Source organism: Clostridioides sp. ES-S-0001-03, assembly GCF_020676075.1.
Classification (GTDB): domain Bacteria; phylum Bacillota; class Clostridia; order Peptostreptococcales; family Peptostreptococcaceae; genus Clostridioides.
Genome location: NZ_JACVWJ010000002.1, coordinates 22,465 through 39,030, shown reverse-complemented (window position 1 = coordinate 39,030; position 16,566 = coordinate 22,465). Strand labels below are relative to the sequence as shown.

The window sequence follows — 16,566 nt, the reverse complement described above, 5'->3', positions numbered from 1 at the left end:
TATTATATATTTTACACTATTTTTGTTTAATAGATAATAATTATTTTTTAACCATAAAAACCTGTAAGAATAACAAATAGTTACTCTTACAGGTTAAGTTCATGGTTAAATGTTTAATTTTTAAAAATTATAATCTAAAACTATCTTTTAACTATTAAAGTAGTTCCCATTCCACCACCTATACAAAGTGTAGCTAAACCAGTTTTAGCATCTCTTCTCTTCATTTCATATAAAAGTGTAGTAAGTATTCTTGCTCCTGAGCATCCTATTGGATGTCCTATAGCTATTGCTCCACCGTTAACATTAACTTTAGCCATATCTATGTTTAAATCTTTTACTACGGCTATAGATTGAGCAGCAAATGCTTCATTAGCTTCAACTAAATCTATATCTTCAATAGTCATATTAGCAGCTTCTAAAGCTTTTTTAGTTGCTGGAACTGGTCCATAACCCATTATTGTAGGGTCAACACCAGCTGTTCCATAAGAAACTATAGTTGCAAGAGGTTCTATTCCTAATTCTTCAGCTTTTTCTTTAGCCATTACTACTAACATAGCAGCACCATCATTGATTCCTGATGCATTACCAGCAGTAACTGTTCCATCTTTTTTAAATGCAGGTCTTAATTTAGCAAGTTTTTCTATTGTAGTACCAGGTTTAATATACTCATCTTTGTCTACTACAGTGTCACCTTTTCTTCCTTTTATAACCACTGGAACTATTTCTTCGTCAAATTTTCCTTCAGCTTGAGCTTTTTCAGCTTTATTTTGACTTGCAAGGGCTAATTCATCTTGTTCTTCTCTAGTTATATTCCATTGCTCTGCTATATTTTCAGCAGTTATACCCATGTGATAGTTATTGAATATGTCTGATAATCCATCTTTTATCATTGAATCAACAAAAGCAGTATCACCCATTCTTGCACCATATCTAGCACTTGGTACTAAATAAGGAGACATACTCATGTTTTCAGCTCCACCAACTAGCATTATATCAGCGTCCCCTAATGCTATAAGTTGAGATGCCATTGAAACAGATCTTAATCCAGAACCACAAACTATATTTATAGTCATAGCTGGTTTTTCTACTGGTATTCCTGCACCTAATGCTATTTGTCTTGCTATATTTTGACCAAGACCTGCTGTAAGTACTCCTCCTAAAAGTGATTCATCTATCATATCTGGAGTTATATTAGCTCTTTTTATAGCTTCTTTAGCTGCTGTTATACCTAAGTCTACTGCTGAAACTGATTTAAATGCTCCTCCAAAACTTCCTACTGCTGTTCTAGCTGCACTGGCAATTACTACTTCTCTCATATTCATTACCCCCATTAAATTAGATTTTTATCAGATTTTTGAGATTGTTTTTTTTTAGACAATATCAGTTAAATTTTTTAGATTTCAGTTCTTATTTATTATAATCATAGAATCCTATTTTAGTTTTTCTTCCTAATTGATTAGCTCTAACCATTTTAGCTAAAAGTGGATGAGGTCTATATTTAGTGTCTCCAAATTCAGTGTATAAAACGTTCATTATAGCTAAAACAACATCTAATCCTATTAAATCACCTAATGCTAAAGGTCCCATTGGATGGTTTGCACCTAGTTTCATAGCTTCATCTATTTCTTCTTTACTTGCAACGCCATCTGCATATATACCAACAGCTTCATTTATCATAGGTATAAGTATTCTGTTTACTACAAATCCAGGAGATTCAGATACATCTACTGGTACTTTATTGATACTCTTAGATAATTCAAATACTGTATCAAAAGTAACTTTTGATGTTAATTGACCGCTTATAACTTCAACTAATTTCATCATAGGAACTGGATTGAAGAAATGCATTCCTATAACTTTATCTGCTCTATTAGTAGAAGAAGCTATTTCTGTTATAGATAATGATGAAGTATTTGTTGCTAAAATAGTATCGTCTTTACATAACTCATCTAATAATTTAAAAACATCTTTCTTTATGTTCATATCTTCTACAGATGCTTCTATTATTAAGTCCATGTCTTTCAAATCTTCATAGTTAGTAGTTGAACTAACATGACTTAATATTTCTGCTTTTGTAGCTTCGTCCATTTTTCCTTTAGTAACCAATTTAGTTAAATTTTTATCTAATAAGCCTAAACATTTATCTATAGCACCTTGAGTTCTACTCTTTAAACATACATCATGACCACAACTTGCAAAAGTTTGTACAATACCACTTCCCATAGTTCCACTACCTATTACAGCTAATTTCATAGTTATAACCTCCTGTTATTTTAGTATTTATATTCTGTTAACTAGATTAAAGTATTTATTCAATCTAGTTAACAGCAAATATATTTTTAATTAGATTTGTTTATCCTTTTATAAAGTTAGCTTCTCTTTTTTCAATAAAAGCTGACATTCCTTCTTTTTGGTCTTTAGTTGAAAAACAAAGTCCAAAGAAATTAGATTCTATATCTATTCCAGTATCTATATCAGTTTGAGCACCAAGTTGTATAGCTTCTTTAGAGTATCTAACTGCAAGTTGAGCATTTTTAGCTATTGTTTTAGCTAGTTTTTCAACTTCTTCCATTAAAGCTTCTGGCTCGACAACTTTATTTACTAGCCCTATTTTTTCAGCTTCATCAGCTTTTATAACTTGACCTGTAAAGATTAATTCTTTTGCTTTTGCCAGTCCAACCAGTCTTGTAAGTCTTTGAGTTCCTCCATACCCTGGAGTTATCCCAAGAGTTACTTCTGGTTGCCCAAATTTAGCTTTAGCAGATGCAATTCTTATATCACAAGCCATTGCTAGTTCGCATCCTCCACCTAAAGCAAATCCATTTACAGCTGCTATTATTACTTTTTTACTATCTTCTATTTCTCTAAAAGCTTTAGCTCCTAGAAGACTAAAATCTTTAGCAGCTATGGCATCTAAATCTTTCATATATGCAATATCTGCTCCAGCTACAAATGCTTTTCCTTCCCCTGTCAGTATTACTACATCAATAGTTTCATCATTATTAATATCGGCAAATACTTCATAAAGTTCTTCTAAAGTTTTTGAATTTATTGCATTAAGGGCTTTAGGTCTATTCATTTTCACTGTACATATATTTTCATTTACTTCAACAGCTATATTCTCATAAACTTTAACATCGCTTGTACTCATAATACCCTCCCCAAGAAATTAGTTAGCTAAAACTTCACCTTTTTCTTTTGCAACACTTAATTGACTTATAAGTTCTGGAAGTACTTTGTGAACATCTCCAACTATACCAACATCAGCATATTTAAATATTGGAGCTTCTGGATTTTTGTTTATAGCAACTATAAACTCAGCATCTTCCATACCAGCTATATGTTGTATTGCTCCAGATATACCACATGCTATATAAAGGTCTGGTCTTACAGTTTTACCAGTTTGACCAACTTGTCTTGCTTTATCTAACCATCCTGCATCTATAGTTGCACGAGAACCAGAAACTTCTCCACCTATAACTTCAGCTAATTCATAAAGTATATCTAAATTTTCTTTTCCGCCCATTCCACGTCCAGCAGAAACTAATATTTTAGCATCTTCTATTTTAACTTGTTTTTTAGCCTCTTTTATTATTTCTACAACTTGAACTAATTTGTCAGCCTCAGTAAATTCTACTTTAAAACGATTAATTACAGCTTCTCTAGTTTCATCAACTTCATTTTTCTTCATAACGCCTGGTCTAACTGTAGACATTTGAGGTCTGAAATCTTTACAAACTATTGTTGCCATTATATTTCCACCAAAAGCAGGTCTTGTCATTAATAATAATTTTGTATCTTCAGCTACTGCAAGTCCTGTACAGTCAGCAGTAAGTCCTGTATGTACTCTAGCAGATACTCTAGGTGCTAAATCTCTACCTATTGAAGTTGCTCCAAATAATACAACTATTGGGTCCGCTGCTTTTATTGCTTCATATGCAGCCTTTGTATATGGTTCAGTTGTATACACTGCTAAAGCTTCATCATCTACTACTATTACTTCATCAGCTCCATAATGTGCTAATGTATCTATTAAATCTTCTACCTTACTACCTAAAAGTAATGCAGAAACTTTTGTATCATAATCTTTGGCTATTTCTGTTGCCTTTCCTAATAATTCTAAAGAAACAGTTTGAATTACATTTTCTCTTTGTTCTATTACTACTAAAACATTACCCATTCTTTATCCCCCCTTAATTATATGATATATTTTTCTTTTAATTTATCTATAATAATTCCAGCAGATGCTTTTGCATCTTCGTTGTATATTGTACCAGCTGGTTTAACTGATTTCGTAAATGATTTAAATACGCTAGTTGGAGAACCTTTTAGACCTAAGTTAGAAGGGTCAACTTCTATATCTTTTACAGTCCAAGTTTCTACTACATCATTTTCAAAAGAATCATATATTCTTCCAACCTTCATGTATCTTGGTGTGTTCATATCTTTAAGAGTTGTTATAAGGCATGGCATTTTAACTTTTAAGTCATGACAACAATCTTCAAATTGTCTTTTTACTAAAACATATTCGCCTTCAGTTTTTATTTCTTCAGCATATGTTATTGATGGAAGTTTTAAATGTTCAGCTATTTGAGGTCCAACTTGTGCAGTATCACCATCTATAGCCTGTCTTCCAGCTATCATAATATCAAAATCTATATTTTTTAATGCTCCTGCTAATGCTGATGAAGTTGCCCAAGTATCAGCACCTGCAAAGGCTCTATCTGTTAATAATATTCCTCTATCTGCACCCATTGCTAAAGCTTCTTTTAAAGCCATATCTGCTTGAGGAGGTCCCATTGTTATTACAGTTACATGAGCTCCCATTTCTTCTTTTAATCTTATCGCTTCTTCTAAACCTGCTTTATCATCAGGGTTTATTATACTTGGTACTCCATCTCTAATTAAAGTACCTGTATTAGGATCTAGTTTAACTTCTGTTGTATCTGGAACTTGTTTTATACAAACGACTATCTTCATAAATCCTTCCTCCATATCTATTTTAATATCGACCTATTGTGTATATTTTAATATCTCTATTTTAATAATTTTCCTGAAATAACCATTCTTTGAACTTCACTAGTTCCTTCATATATTTCAGTTATCTTAGCATCTCTCATCATTCTTTCTACTGGATAATCACGAGTGTATCCATATCCACCATGAAGTTGTACAGCTTTTGTAGTAACTTCCATAGCTGTTTCTGCTGCAAATAATTTTGCCATTGCTGCTTCTACTCCATAAGGTTTTCCTAAGTCTTTATTTATAGCTGCTTGATATACAAGATGTCTAGCCGCTTGTATTCTAACTTCCATATCAGCTAATTGGAATTGTGTATTTTGGAATTTTGATAGTGGTCTACCAAACTGTACTCTTTCTTTTACATATTTAACTGTTTCATCAAGAGCACCTTGTGCTAAACCTAAAGCTTGTGCTGCAATACCAATTCTACCACCATCAAGAGTAGACATTGCTATCTTAAATCCTTGGCCTTCTTTTCCAAGTAAATTTTCTTTAGGTATTCTACAATCTTCAAATATTAATTCACTAGTAGCTGAACCTCTTATACCCATTTTCTTTTCTTTAACACCAAAGCTAAATCCAGGAGTTCCTTTTTCAACTATAAATGCTGAAATTCCTCTATTACCTTTAGATTTATCAGTCATTGCCATTACTACATATATGTCACCAGCTATTGCATTTGTTATAAATATTTTTGAGCCATTAAGTATGTATTCATCTCCATCTAAAACAGCAGTAGTTTGTTGTCCAGACGCATCTGTACCAGCATTAGGTTCAGTAAGACCAAATGCTCCTAATTTTTCACCACTTGCTAATGGTCTTAAGAATTTTTGTTTTTGTTCTTCATTACCATATTGATATATAGGCCATGAACCAAGAGATGTATGAGCCGATAATATAACTCCTGTAGTTCCACAAACTCTAGACAATTCTTCAACAGCCATTATATAACCTACAGTGTCTCCACCTTCTCCACCATACTCTTTTGGATACGGTATACCCATCATTCCTGCCTTTGCCATTTTTTCCACTGTTTCATAAGGAAATCTTTCTTCTTCATCAAGCTCTGTTGCTAAAGGTTTAACTTCATTTTCAGCGAAGCTTACATATAACTCTTTAAGCATCTGATATTTTTTAGAATTTAAATCCATAATAGCCTCCTCAGTATTTTATAAATATTTTATTTTCATTTATTAATTAAAATCTCGGCAACATCTATAATAAAGTATTTGAGTATACGTCGAGAAATTTATAACCTTAATTAAAGTCCGCCCTATATTTATATGCAATTATATTAACCGATTATGACATTAATTTAATTATAAATTGTTAATTTAAAGTCAACTGTTCTTAAAAAAAATCTCGCTTTTTGGAATTTTGTGAAATTTCAAGCTAGAATAAGACTTCTCTCACAATGGTTATAGATAAAATAATTTGTTTATGATGTTCATTCTAGGGTATATCAATAGTAAATGTTATGTATATTAGTATTTCAACCCATATATAAATTTTTTCTATCATATCAAAATTATTTTAATAGAGCTAAATAATCATATTTTTTCGTGATTATTTTTGTTTTTTAAATATCTTACATTTATAATAGTATCACTCAAAGGATAATTTTTCAATAATTTCTAATTATTTTTTTAACAATATTTACTACATTTTTTCCATTTTTTTGTCATTTTTTTATTATTTTGAAGAAAAATCAGAATTTTTTAACTTTTTTTTGGATTATTAGTTTAAATTAGATTTTTCTCTTAGATTTATAAATATTTTCCACATAAAAATATCCCCACACAGACTGTATACAGGGATATTTTTTTACTAATTTTCATTATATTTTTTACCAATTTTTACAAACATCTACCCATTTCTCACACTTAGAAAATTTCTCCATTTCATCACATGTAAGTTCTATTGCTGAATTACTGCTACCACATGCAGGAAATACTGTATCAAATCTCTTCATTGAATCATCTAGATATACTTTTAAAGGATTTTTTAAACCAAATGGACAAACACCACCAATAGCATGTCCAGTAAAATCTAGAACTTCTTCTGGTGCTAACATTTTAGCTTTACAACTAAACTCATCCTTGTATTTTTTATTATCAATCTTAGCATCTCCAGCTGTAACAATTAAAATTGCATCCTCTCCTATTTTAAATGAAAGAGTCTTAGCGATTCTAGCTGGAATAACTCCTGCTGCTTCTGCCGCAAGTTCTACAGTAGCACTAGATTGTTCAAACTCTAGTATGCTATCTTCCCTTCCAAATTCTTTAAAATACTCTCTTACATTGCTTATTGACATTGAACACCCTCCTAGCCTGAATATTTATAAATTTCATACTATTTTAATTATATATGCAATAACTTTATTTTTCAATTTTTTCAAATTACTCCATAACATTAGAATTCCATACATCATTATTTTTTCTAACTACTAGATATAAACCTTTTGCGATAGGCATTTCCACAGTAAATTCGCCCTTATATTCTACACTCATACCAGAGTCATTAAAATACCTGTAGTCAAAGTTTAACCCCTTTGGAATCACAAAATCGACATAACCTTGATTATTCGACTTTATCCCATAGTTTAAGGTTTTTTCAGTTATAGAATTTTTTTCATTAAACAAATCTATATTTACATAATAAGAGCATTTATTCTCTCCTTTTTTACTCTCAATACAATTCTCAAATCTCATTTTTGCACTGTTTAACCTATATCTGTATTTACTATTATTACTTATTTTGAATCTTATAACAGTACCAATTTCTTCGCTTCTTCTGCTATCAAAATCAAAAACAATTTCCTCTAAATGATTTATTTCATAATCTTTGACACTTACCATATCTCTATATGCTAATTTATTTATAGCTATGAATAGTGTAAAAACTCCCAAAATAAAAATTGAAACTTTTATAAACTTATTCATTTCTAATCTCCTTATATTTTACGCTATAATATTAATTAAAAACTTTTATAATTAAACTTATTTTTTTTTGAAATCTTAATAGAAAAATACATAGATATTATAAAAATTATTATAGTCAAAAATGTAATACTATATAGATTTATATATCTAGTATTAGTCATATCAGTAATATAATTTGAAAGGTATACGCCTCCTACCTTACTATAATTAACATGCTTTACTTGATATACTATCATACTAACCATTCTTAAAATACTCCCATATACAAAGTAAACTAAAATACTTATTATTAATCCACAAATTTTCATTTTGCCATATCCAAATTTAAAAAATAAAGGAAGTACTATTGATAAAATTGCTAAAAATATATTTATAGAAAAGAACACATCATTTAAAACCATGCTTCTAAAAAACACTAATGATGTCAATTTACTTATTAAAGATGCAATTGTTGTTATAAAAATTATTAATCCCACACCTAATAAATACTTTGAATACACTATATCTTCAATACTAACTGGCATACTTCTTATAAATATTCTTGAATCACTTTCATAATCACATTCAAATGTATTTACAAAAATCAAATAACTTATGACAACACTTACGGTATAATACGAAATTGAATTAAGGAAAAAATAAAAAATAAAAAATAGCAATATGTACTTCAAATTACGAATCCCATCTGAACTAACTCCTACTATTAAATCTTTTCTTATCAAATTGAACATTATTTCACCTCATTTACATAATAATACATTAGTTCTTCTATAGTAGGATTTTTAACTTTATGTTTATCAATTTCTATCAATAAGCTTTTTACTTTTAAGCTATCTCCAACTTTTAGTAGTGCTTCACTATAATATTTATACTCTTTTACACCCACTATATTTTCTTTAATTTCGTCTAATTCTGCTTTATTTGCCCTAATTATTTTATATTCCTGCTCTATCATATCTTTCTTTATTGTAAAAATTTGATTTCCTTTATTTACAAAAATAAGATAATCCGCAATCCTAATTAAATTATCAGTATTGTGAGTTGAAATTATTACACTACTACTCCCATTTTTCACAAAATCTTTTAGATACTGCATTATTTCTTTTCTTACAATTGGGTCTATTCCAGCGGTTGGTTCATCCAAAATAAGTAGTTTTGCATTATGGCTAAGTGCATTTGCTAGCATAAGCTTCTCAGATTGTCCTTTGGATAAATTCTTAATATGTATATTTTCTTCTATTTCAAATTTTTCAAGATATTCATCAAATCTTTCTCTATCAAAATTACTATAAAATAAAGATACTATTCTTCTAAACTCTTTCACCTTCAAATGCGGATAAAATTGTAAAGAATCATATACAAAACCAATATTGTTTTTAAAACTTACTGGAGAGTTGTCAATTGTTTCATTACAAAGTTCAATTTCACCTTCATCAGCATCAATAATCCCCATTATAATTTTTATTAAAGTTGTCTTTCCAGAACCATTTGGTCCTATAACTCCAATAATCTCTCCTTCTTTTAATTCCAAGTTTATATTATTTAATTTAAATTTACCTAATTTTTTTGTGATATTTTTTACCTTAAACACGTCTTCACCTCTTATGTAATTTTTTATACCCCCTATACATATTTTAACACATTCACAACAAGCTAGGTCATTTATAAATTTATAAATTAAGAGTTATAAAACTATGTTATAATACAAAGTATGAAGAGGTGAATATATGAAAAGAATTATAACTATAAATGCAAACCAATTAAATAAGTCCCTTGAGACTAAAGAACTCTTAACTAGAAAACTTGTCAACGCTGGCTTTGAGGTGTATTCAGATATTTATCCAGATACAGAACTTATTATATCAATTGGCGGTGATGGCTCTTTTTTAAGAACAGTTAGAGATTTCGATTTTCCTGAAATTCCCATAATGGGTATAAATACAGGACATCTGGGATTTTTTCCTGATATTTTACCAGATAAGATTGATAGCTTTATTGAAGCTTATATAAAAAAGGATTATATTATTCAAGAAATGTCACTTCTTAATGCTGAAGTATATACAACTACTAGCGGCTCTAACATGCTTGCTGTAAATGAAGTTGTTATAAGAGGAGACAAGTCTAGAACTATACATCTTAATCTAAGCCTTGATGATAAACATATACAAAATTTTAGTGGAGATGGTATGATTATTTCTACTTCCACAGGTTCAACCGCCTACAACTATTCTGCTGGTGGTAGTATTGTTGATATAAAACTTGAACTTATGCAGATTACACCTTTACATCCAATAAACACTAATGCATATAGATGTTTTACATCAAGTATAATATGTTCAAATGAATCTGTTATAAAAATTGCACCAGAATACAGATTTGAAGATTCATTATTGATTGTTGTTGATGGGGTTGAACACAGATTTAGACAAATTGAAAATATAAAAGTTAGCATGTCTGATGCAAAAATAAAATTACTTAGGATGTCAAATTACGAATTTTGGCATAGAGTATCTGAAAAATTTTTATAGACTGCACTTAGGAGGATTTTAATATGAAAATAGGAATAATGAGTGATACTCATGGTAGTTTACTTTACTTTGAAAAAGCATTAAATGTATTATCTGATTGTGATATTCTTTTACATGGAGGAGATGTATTATATCATGGTCCTAGAAATGATATTCCAGAAGGATATAACCCTAAAAAATTTATTGAAGTATTAAACAAATTAGAAAATATTATAATTGTTAAAGGTAACTGTGATGCAGATGTCGACCAGATGGTAATAGAACATCCTATTCAAAGTCCTTATGTCATGAGCCAATTTGGAGAAATTAGGATTATATTAAATCATGGTTATACAGAAACAGAAGAAGAAATTATTGATAAATCAAAGAAAATGGGTGCTGACATATTAGTTTTAGGACATACTCATGTAAAGAAACTATATATGGATGACAATTTAATAGTTATAAACCCTGGAAGTACTTCTATCCCCAAAGATGGAAGCCATTCTGTAGCAATTATAGATATTATAAAAACTGATGATGAAGATGAACTTGAACTTGATATCAATTTAATCGATATTAATACTGGAAATATAATCAATATTAACTAAATGTAGTATTCCATAAGAATGTATTAAAAACGTTAAAGGCTAATACTTAAAACATATAGAGTAAATTTAATTACAAAAGTAAAATATATTATAAAAAGACACTTTACACTAAAGTGTCTTTTCTATTCTATATCATCAGAAAACTGTATAACAACATACGATATTGTAAAGTATCACAAAATTTCTACTAATTATGTTTTAAATAACTTCATCTGTATAACCTACAATATTATAAAGTGTATATTTGCACAAAAACAAGTAAACTAGGCTATTTGCAACTTAATTAGAATTTCAAATACATTAATTCAAACTTCTAATTAAACATAACTTAGTTTACTTGTCTCTATTATATAATATTGCTAATTGATAAAACTACTGTAATCCTAATGCTTCTGTATAAGGATTACTATTTTTTCCTCCACCAACTTGTACAAACTTATTTGCTTTTACTTTCTTTATAAAACTTTGTTGCCCATTACTTAAACTTCCACTTGCAAGAATGACAGGCGATTTTGTTTTTGCTGCCAATACTCCAGCAGCAAGCCCATCAACTAAATCAGCTTCTCTACCACTTCCATCCTTTGCAAAATACATATTACTAACCTTACTTAATTTTCCATAAAATTTTTCTAAAACTTTAGCATTTGTGTCTTTTCTATCTGTTCCAGCTAGTCTTTCTGAATTTACTAGTTGTCCCTCAAGTTTTTTGCTTATATTATATTCTCCGCCTATTATGTATGTCTCATTTGAATTTTGTGTTATAAAACTTTTAGCCTCACTTCGTATACTATCTTTACTTGCATATATTATAGCCATATTATCACTTGCAGCTGGACTTGATATAGAAGTTGCATCTGCTAGACCATTATAGCCATTAACTACTGCTATTTTTGAAACGCCTAAATCTCCTGTATCATCCAATTGTTTAGTAAGAAGCAAAGAAGTTTCTTCTCTATCTGCTCCTCCAATTCTGCTTACTAAAACACCTGTATCTTCAAGATATTTTTTTACATTTGATGAAATTGCTCCTTCACTTCCAATTAAAATAATTTCTTCAGGATTAAGTCTTGTTATCTCATCTGCTACATTTTCTGGTACATTATTTTTATTAGTAAGTAGTATTGGAGCATCCAATTTGCTTGCCAAAGGAGTTGAAGCTAGTGCATCTGGTAATGAATTTGAATTTACTAGAAAAACCCTCTCTGAGCCATTATTCCATCCACTTTGAGATATTTTTATAGCTGTATCAAATCTATCTTCCCCAATTAACTTTTCTCCCTTTGGAGATTTTCTGTTTTGAATATAGCTATTCATATTTTCCTGAGAATTTTGATTCTTGCTAGTTGTATCTGCATATACACAGCTAGGCATTACAAGCCCTAATACAAGTGCAAATACCATTATTTTTTTAGATTTAATTTTCAATATAATTCCCCCTTATTTAAAATATTAATACTTATAGACACTCTGCAATACTTATTTATACCCCAAAGTAAATATAATTACCTTTTATCAAGATAATTATAAAATAGCTACATCATCTTAAATACAAAACAAACTTATAATCCATTTGTTTCATAAAGAATGATATAGCTATTATAACTTTAAACTCTTAATTTTTGAATACTTTTTAACTAAACTCTTTCAGCATATTTTTCAGCTATTCTTATAATTAATTTAGTAGCTTTCTCCATAGAACTAACTGGAATACATTCATTTTTACCATGGAAGTTTAATCCTCCCGTAAATATATTTGGACAAGGTAGTCCTTCAAATGATAGTCTTGCACCATCAGTACCACCTCTTACAGGAACTAAACGTGGCTTTATGCCTACTTCTTCCATTGCCTCTTTGGCTATATCAACGATGAACATAACTGGCTCAATCTTTTCTTTCATATTATAATAAGAATCTTTTAAGTCTAGTTCCACTCTATTATCATATTTCTTATTTATTTTTTCTATATTTTCTATCAATATAGATTTTCTTTGTTCAAATTTTTCTCTACAATGGTCTCTAATAATATAAGCCATGCTTACAGTTTCAACATTTCCATTTATAGTATTTAGATGCCAAAAGCCTTCATAACCTTCTGTTGTTTCTGGTCTTTCATCCGCTGGGAACATTTCTGATATTTCAGCTGCTATATGTATAGCATTGACCATTTTATTCTTAGCTGAACCTGGATGAACGTTTCTACCATGTATGGTAATAGTTGCATTTGCTGCATTGAAGTTTTCACATTCAAGTTCTCCAACTACTCCTCCGTCTAAAGTATATGCATATTTTGCTCCAAATTTTTTAACATCAAATAGATTTGCACCTCTTCCAATTTCCTCATCAGGTGTAAATCCTATTTTTATATCTCCATGCTTAATTTCAGGATGATTGATTAAGTATTCTATTGCAGTTACTATTTCGGCTATTCCAGCTTTATCATCAGAACCAAGCAAAGTTGTTCCATCAGTAACTATTAAATCATCTCCTTTAAATTCTACTAATTCTGGAGAATCTTTTATATAGGTAACAACATTTAATTCTTCATTTAAAACTATATCTTTTCCATCATAATTTTTTATTATTCTTGGTTTAATATCTTTTCCACTTATATCTTCAATTGTATCCAAGTGTGATATAAACCCTATAGTATCTACACCTTCAACATTTCCTTTTAAAGTAGCCATTACATAACTGTTTTCATCTAAACTTACTTCATCAATACCAATTGATTTTAACTCTTCAACTATATATTCAGCTAAAACTCTTTGACCTTCTGAAGATGGACAATTTTCACATTGAGAATTCGATGTTGTATCAAATGATACATATTTTAAAAATCTTTCTACTACTTTTTGCTTCATGCATATACCTTCTTTCTTACAATATTAATGGAATTTTTATTTATTAGTGAATAAAATTTTACTACAAAAATATATTAATTATTTATAGTTAAAAGATATCCACCTTCTTAAGTATATCATGCATACATACCAAACCCAAACAAAAAATTACTCCTATTATTCCCTTTACCTGAATTCCAATAAAAATTGCAGCCAGTGTTGCTAATGGATTTAACCCAACATTTACTGATACTAATTTAGGTTCAAGTATTTCTCTTATCAGAGACAAAACAAAAAATATTATAGTCATACTTACAGCTATAAAATAATTTTTTATAAGAAAATAGTACACGATTATTGGAAGGTATATTGTTATTATTCCTAAAAATGGAATTAAGTCCATTAAAGCTCCTACAAAAGCTACTATAAGACCATATTTCAATCCAAATATAGCAAAACTTCCCCATATAGTAAAAAAAGTTATAGCCATAAGTATTGTATAAGCTCTTATATACCCTACAAGAGAAAGACCTGCTTCCTTCTTTACATTCTTTACCTTTTTTCTTACATCACTAGTAAACATATTATAAAAATTATTTTCAATTTTATCTAAATCTTTTGCTATAAAATATGTAGCAATAAACAAAGTAATTATAAATATTATAATATATGGAATAGAAGTAGCCAGTCCAATTATACTTGTAAGGAGATTTTTTGTAATATGCATTACTTCATTACTAAACTTACTTACTAATTGTTCTATATCAAAGTTAGCTATTTCTTGAAATGATTTCATATAGTTATTTACTTTATTTAAAAAATACATAATTGTATTGCTTATATCTTCAGGGTTAGCAGATATATTATTTAGGAATCTCATTAATTCTTTCACTGAATTTATTGCTATTATTGTAGTAACTGTACTTACTACTGCTACTGCAAGAAAACTCAAAACTAATGTAGATACACCCTTATTGATGCTAAACTTATTTTCTAATTTTTGGGATATAGGATTAATCATAAGAGCTATTATTCCACCTAAAAAAAATGGAGCTATGTATGGAAACGCTTTATAAATAAAAATAAACAACAATGTGTATATACAAAAAAAGATAGTGTTATTTTTTAATTTGTATAAAAAATCATTTTCTAATATATTCATCTTAAAAATCTCCTTCCTTCTAATTTATATTTCTATTTTGTCCATTTAATACTAGTTTTATTTGAATATAAAATAAAAATAAGTGCATTAAATATAGAATTTAAATTCTACATTCAATGCACTTATAATAAATTTAAGAACATTATTACATCATGTATATATTCTTATTTTTTTTATTCTGTTTTTTTCTATACTTTCTATACAAAATCTTATATTATCAACTTCAATTACTTCATTTTCTTCTGGCAGTCTGCTTAAATGTCCAATTATAAACCCACCTATAGAATCAAATTCTTCAGATTCTAAGTTTACACCTATAAGTTCATTGACATCACCAATTTTAGTACTTCCATCTACAATATACTCATCTTCTTTTATAACTTGTATTTCATCTTCTTCTTCATCATATTCATCTTCTATATCACCAACAATTACTTCTACTAAATCTTCTATAGTCAAAAGCCCAGATGTCCCACCATATTCATCTACGACTATAGCCATTTGACTTTTTTCAAGTTTCATCTCTTCAAGAAGCTGTGTTATCTTTTTAAACTCATATGTGAAAAATGGTTCTCTCATATAATTTTTAATATCAAATGACTCTATTTCCTCATCTGATAAAAATATAATATCTTTTATATTAAGTATTCCTATAATATCATCTACAGTTTCTTCATATACAGGCATTCTACTTAGTTTTTCTTCTTTAAATACTTGTATGATTTCATCGTAACTATCTTCCATATCTATAGCTACCATATCTATTCTCTGTATCATTGCATTTTTAGCTTGCATATCTCCAAATTCAAATACATTATTTATGATTTCTCTTTCTTCCATTTCAAGGACGCCTTCTTCATGGCTTACATTTACCATAGTTTTTAATTCCTCTTCAGTTATAAATGACTTGGCTCCTTTATGTGTTATACCAAACAATTTAAATATAACATTCGTAATTATATTAAATACCCATACTACTGGTCTTAATACAAATATAATTACTCTTATAGGCTTAGATACCAAAAGAGAAACCTTTTCTGAGTTACTTGCTGCTATAGTCTTTGGAGTAATTTCACCAAATATTAACACTAGTACTGTCATAACAGCTGTAGCAATTGCTACTCCTTTTTCTCCCATCAACCCTATAAACAGTGACGTTGATATGGATGTTGCTGCTATATTTACAACATTATTTCCAACTAATATAGAACTTAAAAGTTTATTTGGGCTTTCTATTAATGAACTTACTAACTTAGCTCCTTTGACTCCTTCATCTTGCATATATCTTATTCTGATTTTACTTAAAGACATTAAAGCTGTCTCTGATGCTGAGAAAAATGCAGACCCCATAAGTAATACTACTAAAATTATAATCTGGACCAAACTATTGGGCGATTCCAACACTTACCACACTCCTACTTACTTGTTTTTTTATATTGACATTAATTATAAATAAATTTAATATTAGTTTTAATTATATCA

16 protein-coding genes are annotated in these 16,566 nt (G+C 29.1%); 2 read left to right on the top strand and 14 right to left on the bottom strand.

Going from position 1 to position 16,566, the window contains the following annotated elements; all coding sequences use genetic code 11:
* Positions 1–140 precede the first annotated feature (140 nt).
* From IC174_RS03295 to IC174_RS03250, 10 genes are all read right to left on the bottom strand, one after another.
* The gene (locus tag IC174_RS03295; protein ID WP_227434022.1) at positions 141–1,316 is read right to left on the bottom strand and encodes an acetyl-CoA C-acetyltransferase; all 1,176 of its coding nucleotides are present in this window, start codon (positions 1,314–1,316) and stop codon (positions 141–143) included.
* Between the two features lie 91 nt (positions 1,317–1,407).
* Positions 1,408–2,253 (bottom strand): 3-hydroxybutyryl-CoA dehydrogenase, encoded by an 846-nt coding sequence (locus tag IC174_RS03290; protein ID WP_227482163.1) that lies wholly within the window; start codon positions 2,251–2,253, stop codon positions 1,408–1,410.
* Between the two features lie 100 nt (positions 2,254–2,353).
* On the bottom strand, positions 2,354–3,151 hold the full coding sequence (locus IC174_RS03285; RefSeq protein WP_227482162.1) for an enoyl-CoA hydratase-related protein: 798 nt from the start codon (positions 3,149–3,151) through the stop codon (positions 2,354–2,356).
* 18 nt (positions 3,152–3,169) lie between these two features.
* Positions 3,170–4,180, bottom strand: coding sequence for an electron transfer flavoprotein subunit alpha/FixB family protein (locus tag IC174_RS03280; RefSeq protein ID WP_227434019.1), 1,011 nt, complete (start codon positions 4,178–4,180; stop codon positions 3,170–3,172).
* A 17-nt stretch (positions 4,181–4,197) separates the two neighbouring features.
* Positions 4,198–4,980, bottom strand: a complete 783-nt coding sequence (locus tag IC174_RS03275; RefSeq protein WP_227482161.1) for an electron transfer flavoprotein subunit beta/FixA family protein — start codon at positions 4,978–4,980, stop codon at positions 4,198–4,200.
* A 56-nt stretch (positions 4,981–5,036) separates the two neighbouring features.
* The gene (locus IC174_RS03270; protein ID WP_227434017.1) at positions 5,037–6,173 is read right to left on the bottom strand and encodes an acyl-CoA dehydrogenase; all 1,137 of its coding nucleotides are present in this window, start codon (positions 6,171–6,173) and stop codon (positions 5,037–5,039) included.
* A 695-nt stretch (positions 6,174–6,868) separates the two neighbouring features.
* Positions 6,869–7,336 (bottom strand): YbaK/EbsC family protein, encoded by a 468-nt coding sequence (locus IC174_RS03265; protein ID WP_227434016.1) that lies wholly within the window; start codon positions 7,334–7,336, stop codon positions 6,869–6,871.
* Positions 7,337–7,421: 85 nt separating this feature from the next.
* Positions 7,422–7,964: a hypothetical protein gene (locus tag IC174_RS03260; RefSeq protein ID WP_227434015.1), complete on the bottom strand. Its 543-nt coding sequence runs from the start codon at positions 7,962–7,964 to the stop codon at positions 7,422–7,424.
* 35 nt (positions 7,965–7,999) lie between these two features.
* On the bottom strand, positions 8,000–8,695 hold the full coding sequence (locus IC174_RS03255; RefSeq protein WP_227482160.1) for an ABC-2 transporter permease: 696 nt from the start codon (positions 8,693–8,695) through the stop codon (positions 8,000–8,002).
* Positions 8,695–9,555, bottom strand: a complete 861-nt coding sequence (locus tag IC174_RS03250) for an ABC transporter ATP-binding protein (RefSeq protein ID WP_227434013.1) — start codon at positions 9,553–9,555, stop codon at positions 8,695–8,697. The genes IC174_RS03255 and IC174_RS03250 overlap by 1 nt, the downstream gene beginning before the upstream one ends.
* A gap of 136 nt (positions 9,556–9,691) precedes the next feature.
* Here IC174_RS03250 and IC174_RS03245 point away from each other — a divergent pair, with 136 nt between their 5' ends.
* Together IC174_RS03245 and yfcE are read left to right on the top strand one after the other, a co-directional pair.
* Positions 9,692–10,492, top strand: a complete 801-nt coding sequence (locus IC174_RS03245; RefSeq protein ID WP_227434012.1) for an NAD(+)/NADH kinase — start codon at positions 9,692–9,694, stop codon at positions 10,490–10,492.
* A gap of 23 nt (positions 10,493–10,515) precedes the next feature.
* Positions 10,516–11,082: a phosphodiesterase gene (gene yfcE / locus IC174_RS03240; protein ID WP_227434011.1), complete on the top strand. Its 567-nt coding sequence runs from the start codon at positions 10,516–10,518 to the stop codon at positions 11,080–11,082.
* A gap of 372 nt (positions 11,083–11,454) precedes the next feature.
* Here the strand turns inward: yfcE and IC174_RS03235 are convergent, their stop codons facing one another.
* From IC174_RS03235 to IC174_RS03220, 4 genes are all read right to left on the bottom strand, one after another.
* On the bottom strand, positions 11,455–12,507 hold the full coding sequence (locus IC174_RS03235; protein ID WP_227482159.1) for a cell wall-binding repeat-containing protein: 1,053 nt from the start codon (positions 12,505–12,507) through the stop codon (positions 11,455–11,457).
* Between the two features lie 209 nt (positions 12,508–12,716).
* Positions 12,717–13,943: a peptidase T gene (gene pepT, locus IC174_RS03230; protein ID WP_227434009.1), complete on the bottom strand. Its 1,227-nt coding sequence runs from the start codon at positions 13,941–13,943 to the stop codon at positions 12,717–12,719.
* A gap of 88 nt (positions 13,944–14,031) precedes the next feature.
* The gene (gene ytvI / locus IC174_RS03225) at positions 14,032–15,084 is read right to left on the bottom strand and encodes a sporulation integral membrane protein YtvI (protein WP_227434008.1); all 1,053 of its coding nucleotides are present in this window, start codon (positions 15,082–15,084) and stop codon (positions 14,032–14,034) included.
* A 150-nt stretch (positions 15,085–15,234) separates the two neighbouring features.
* Positions 15,235–16,488 carry an HlyC/CorC family transporter gene (locus IC174_RS03220; protein ID WP_227482158.1) on the bottom strand — a complete coding sequence of 418 codons (1,254 nt, stop codon included), beginning with the start codon at positions 16,486–16,488 and terminating at the stop codon, positions 15,235–15,237.
* Between the last annotated feature and the right edge of the window lie 78 nt (positions 16,489–16,566).

Bases quoted from the DNA above. Each gene is read 5' to 3' on its own strand.
- IC174_RS03295 (WP_227434022.1), bottom strand. From the start codon at position 1,316: ATGAGAGAAGTAGTAATTGCCAGTGCAGCTAGAACAGCAGTAGGAAGT.
- IC174_RS03290 (WP_227482163.1), bottom strand. From the start codon at position 2,253: ATGAAATTAGCTGTAATAGGTAGTGGAACTATGGGAAGTGGTATTGTA.
- IC174_RS03285 (WP_227482162.1), bottom strand. From the start codon at position 3,151: ATGAGTACAAGCGATGTTAAAGTTTATGAGAATATAGCTGTTGAAGTA.
- IC174_RS03280 (WP_227434019.1), bottom strand. From the start codon at position 4,180: ATGGGTAATGTTTTAGTAGTAATAGAACAAAGAGAAAATGTAATTCAA.
- IC174_RS03275 (WP_227482161.1), bottom strand. From the start codon at position 4,980: ATGAAGATAGTCGTTTGTATAAAACAAGTTCCAGATACAACAGAAGTT.
- IC174_RS03270 (WP_227434017.1), bottom strand. From the start codon at position 6,173: ATGGATTTAAATTCTAAAAAATATCAGATGCTTAAAGAGTTATATGTA.
- IC174_RS03265 (WP_227434016.1), bottom strand. From the start codon at position 7,336: ATGTCAATAAGCAATGTAAGAGAGTATTTTAAAGAATTTGGAAGGGAA.
- IC174_RS03260 (WP_227434015.1), bottom strand. From the start codon at position 7,964: ATGAATAAGTTTATAAAAGTTTCAATTTTTATTTTGGGAGTTTTTACA.
- IC174_RS03255 (WP_227482160.1), bottom strand. From the start codon at position 8,695: ATGTTCAATTTGATAAGAAAAGATTTAATAGTAGGAGTTAGTTCAGAT.
- IC174_RS03245 (WP_227434012.1), top strand. From the start codon at position 9,692: ATGAAAAGAATTATAACTATAAATGCAAACCAATTAAATAAGTCCCTT.
- yfcE (WP_227434011.1), top strand. From the start codon at position 10,516: ATGAAAATAGGAATAATGAGTGATACTCATGGTAGTTTACTTTACTTT.
- pepT (WP_227434009.1), bottom strand. From the start codon at position 13,943: ATGAAGCAAAAAGTAGTAGAAAGATTTTTAAAATATGTATCATTTGAT.
- ytvI (WP_227434008.1), bottom strand. From the start codon at position 15,084: ATGAATATATTAGAAAATGATTTTTTATACAAATTAAAAAATAACACT.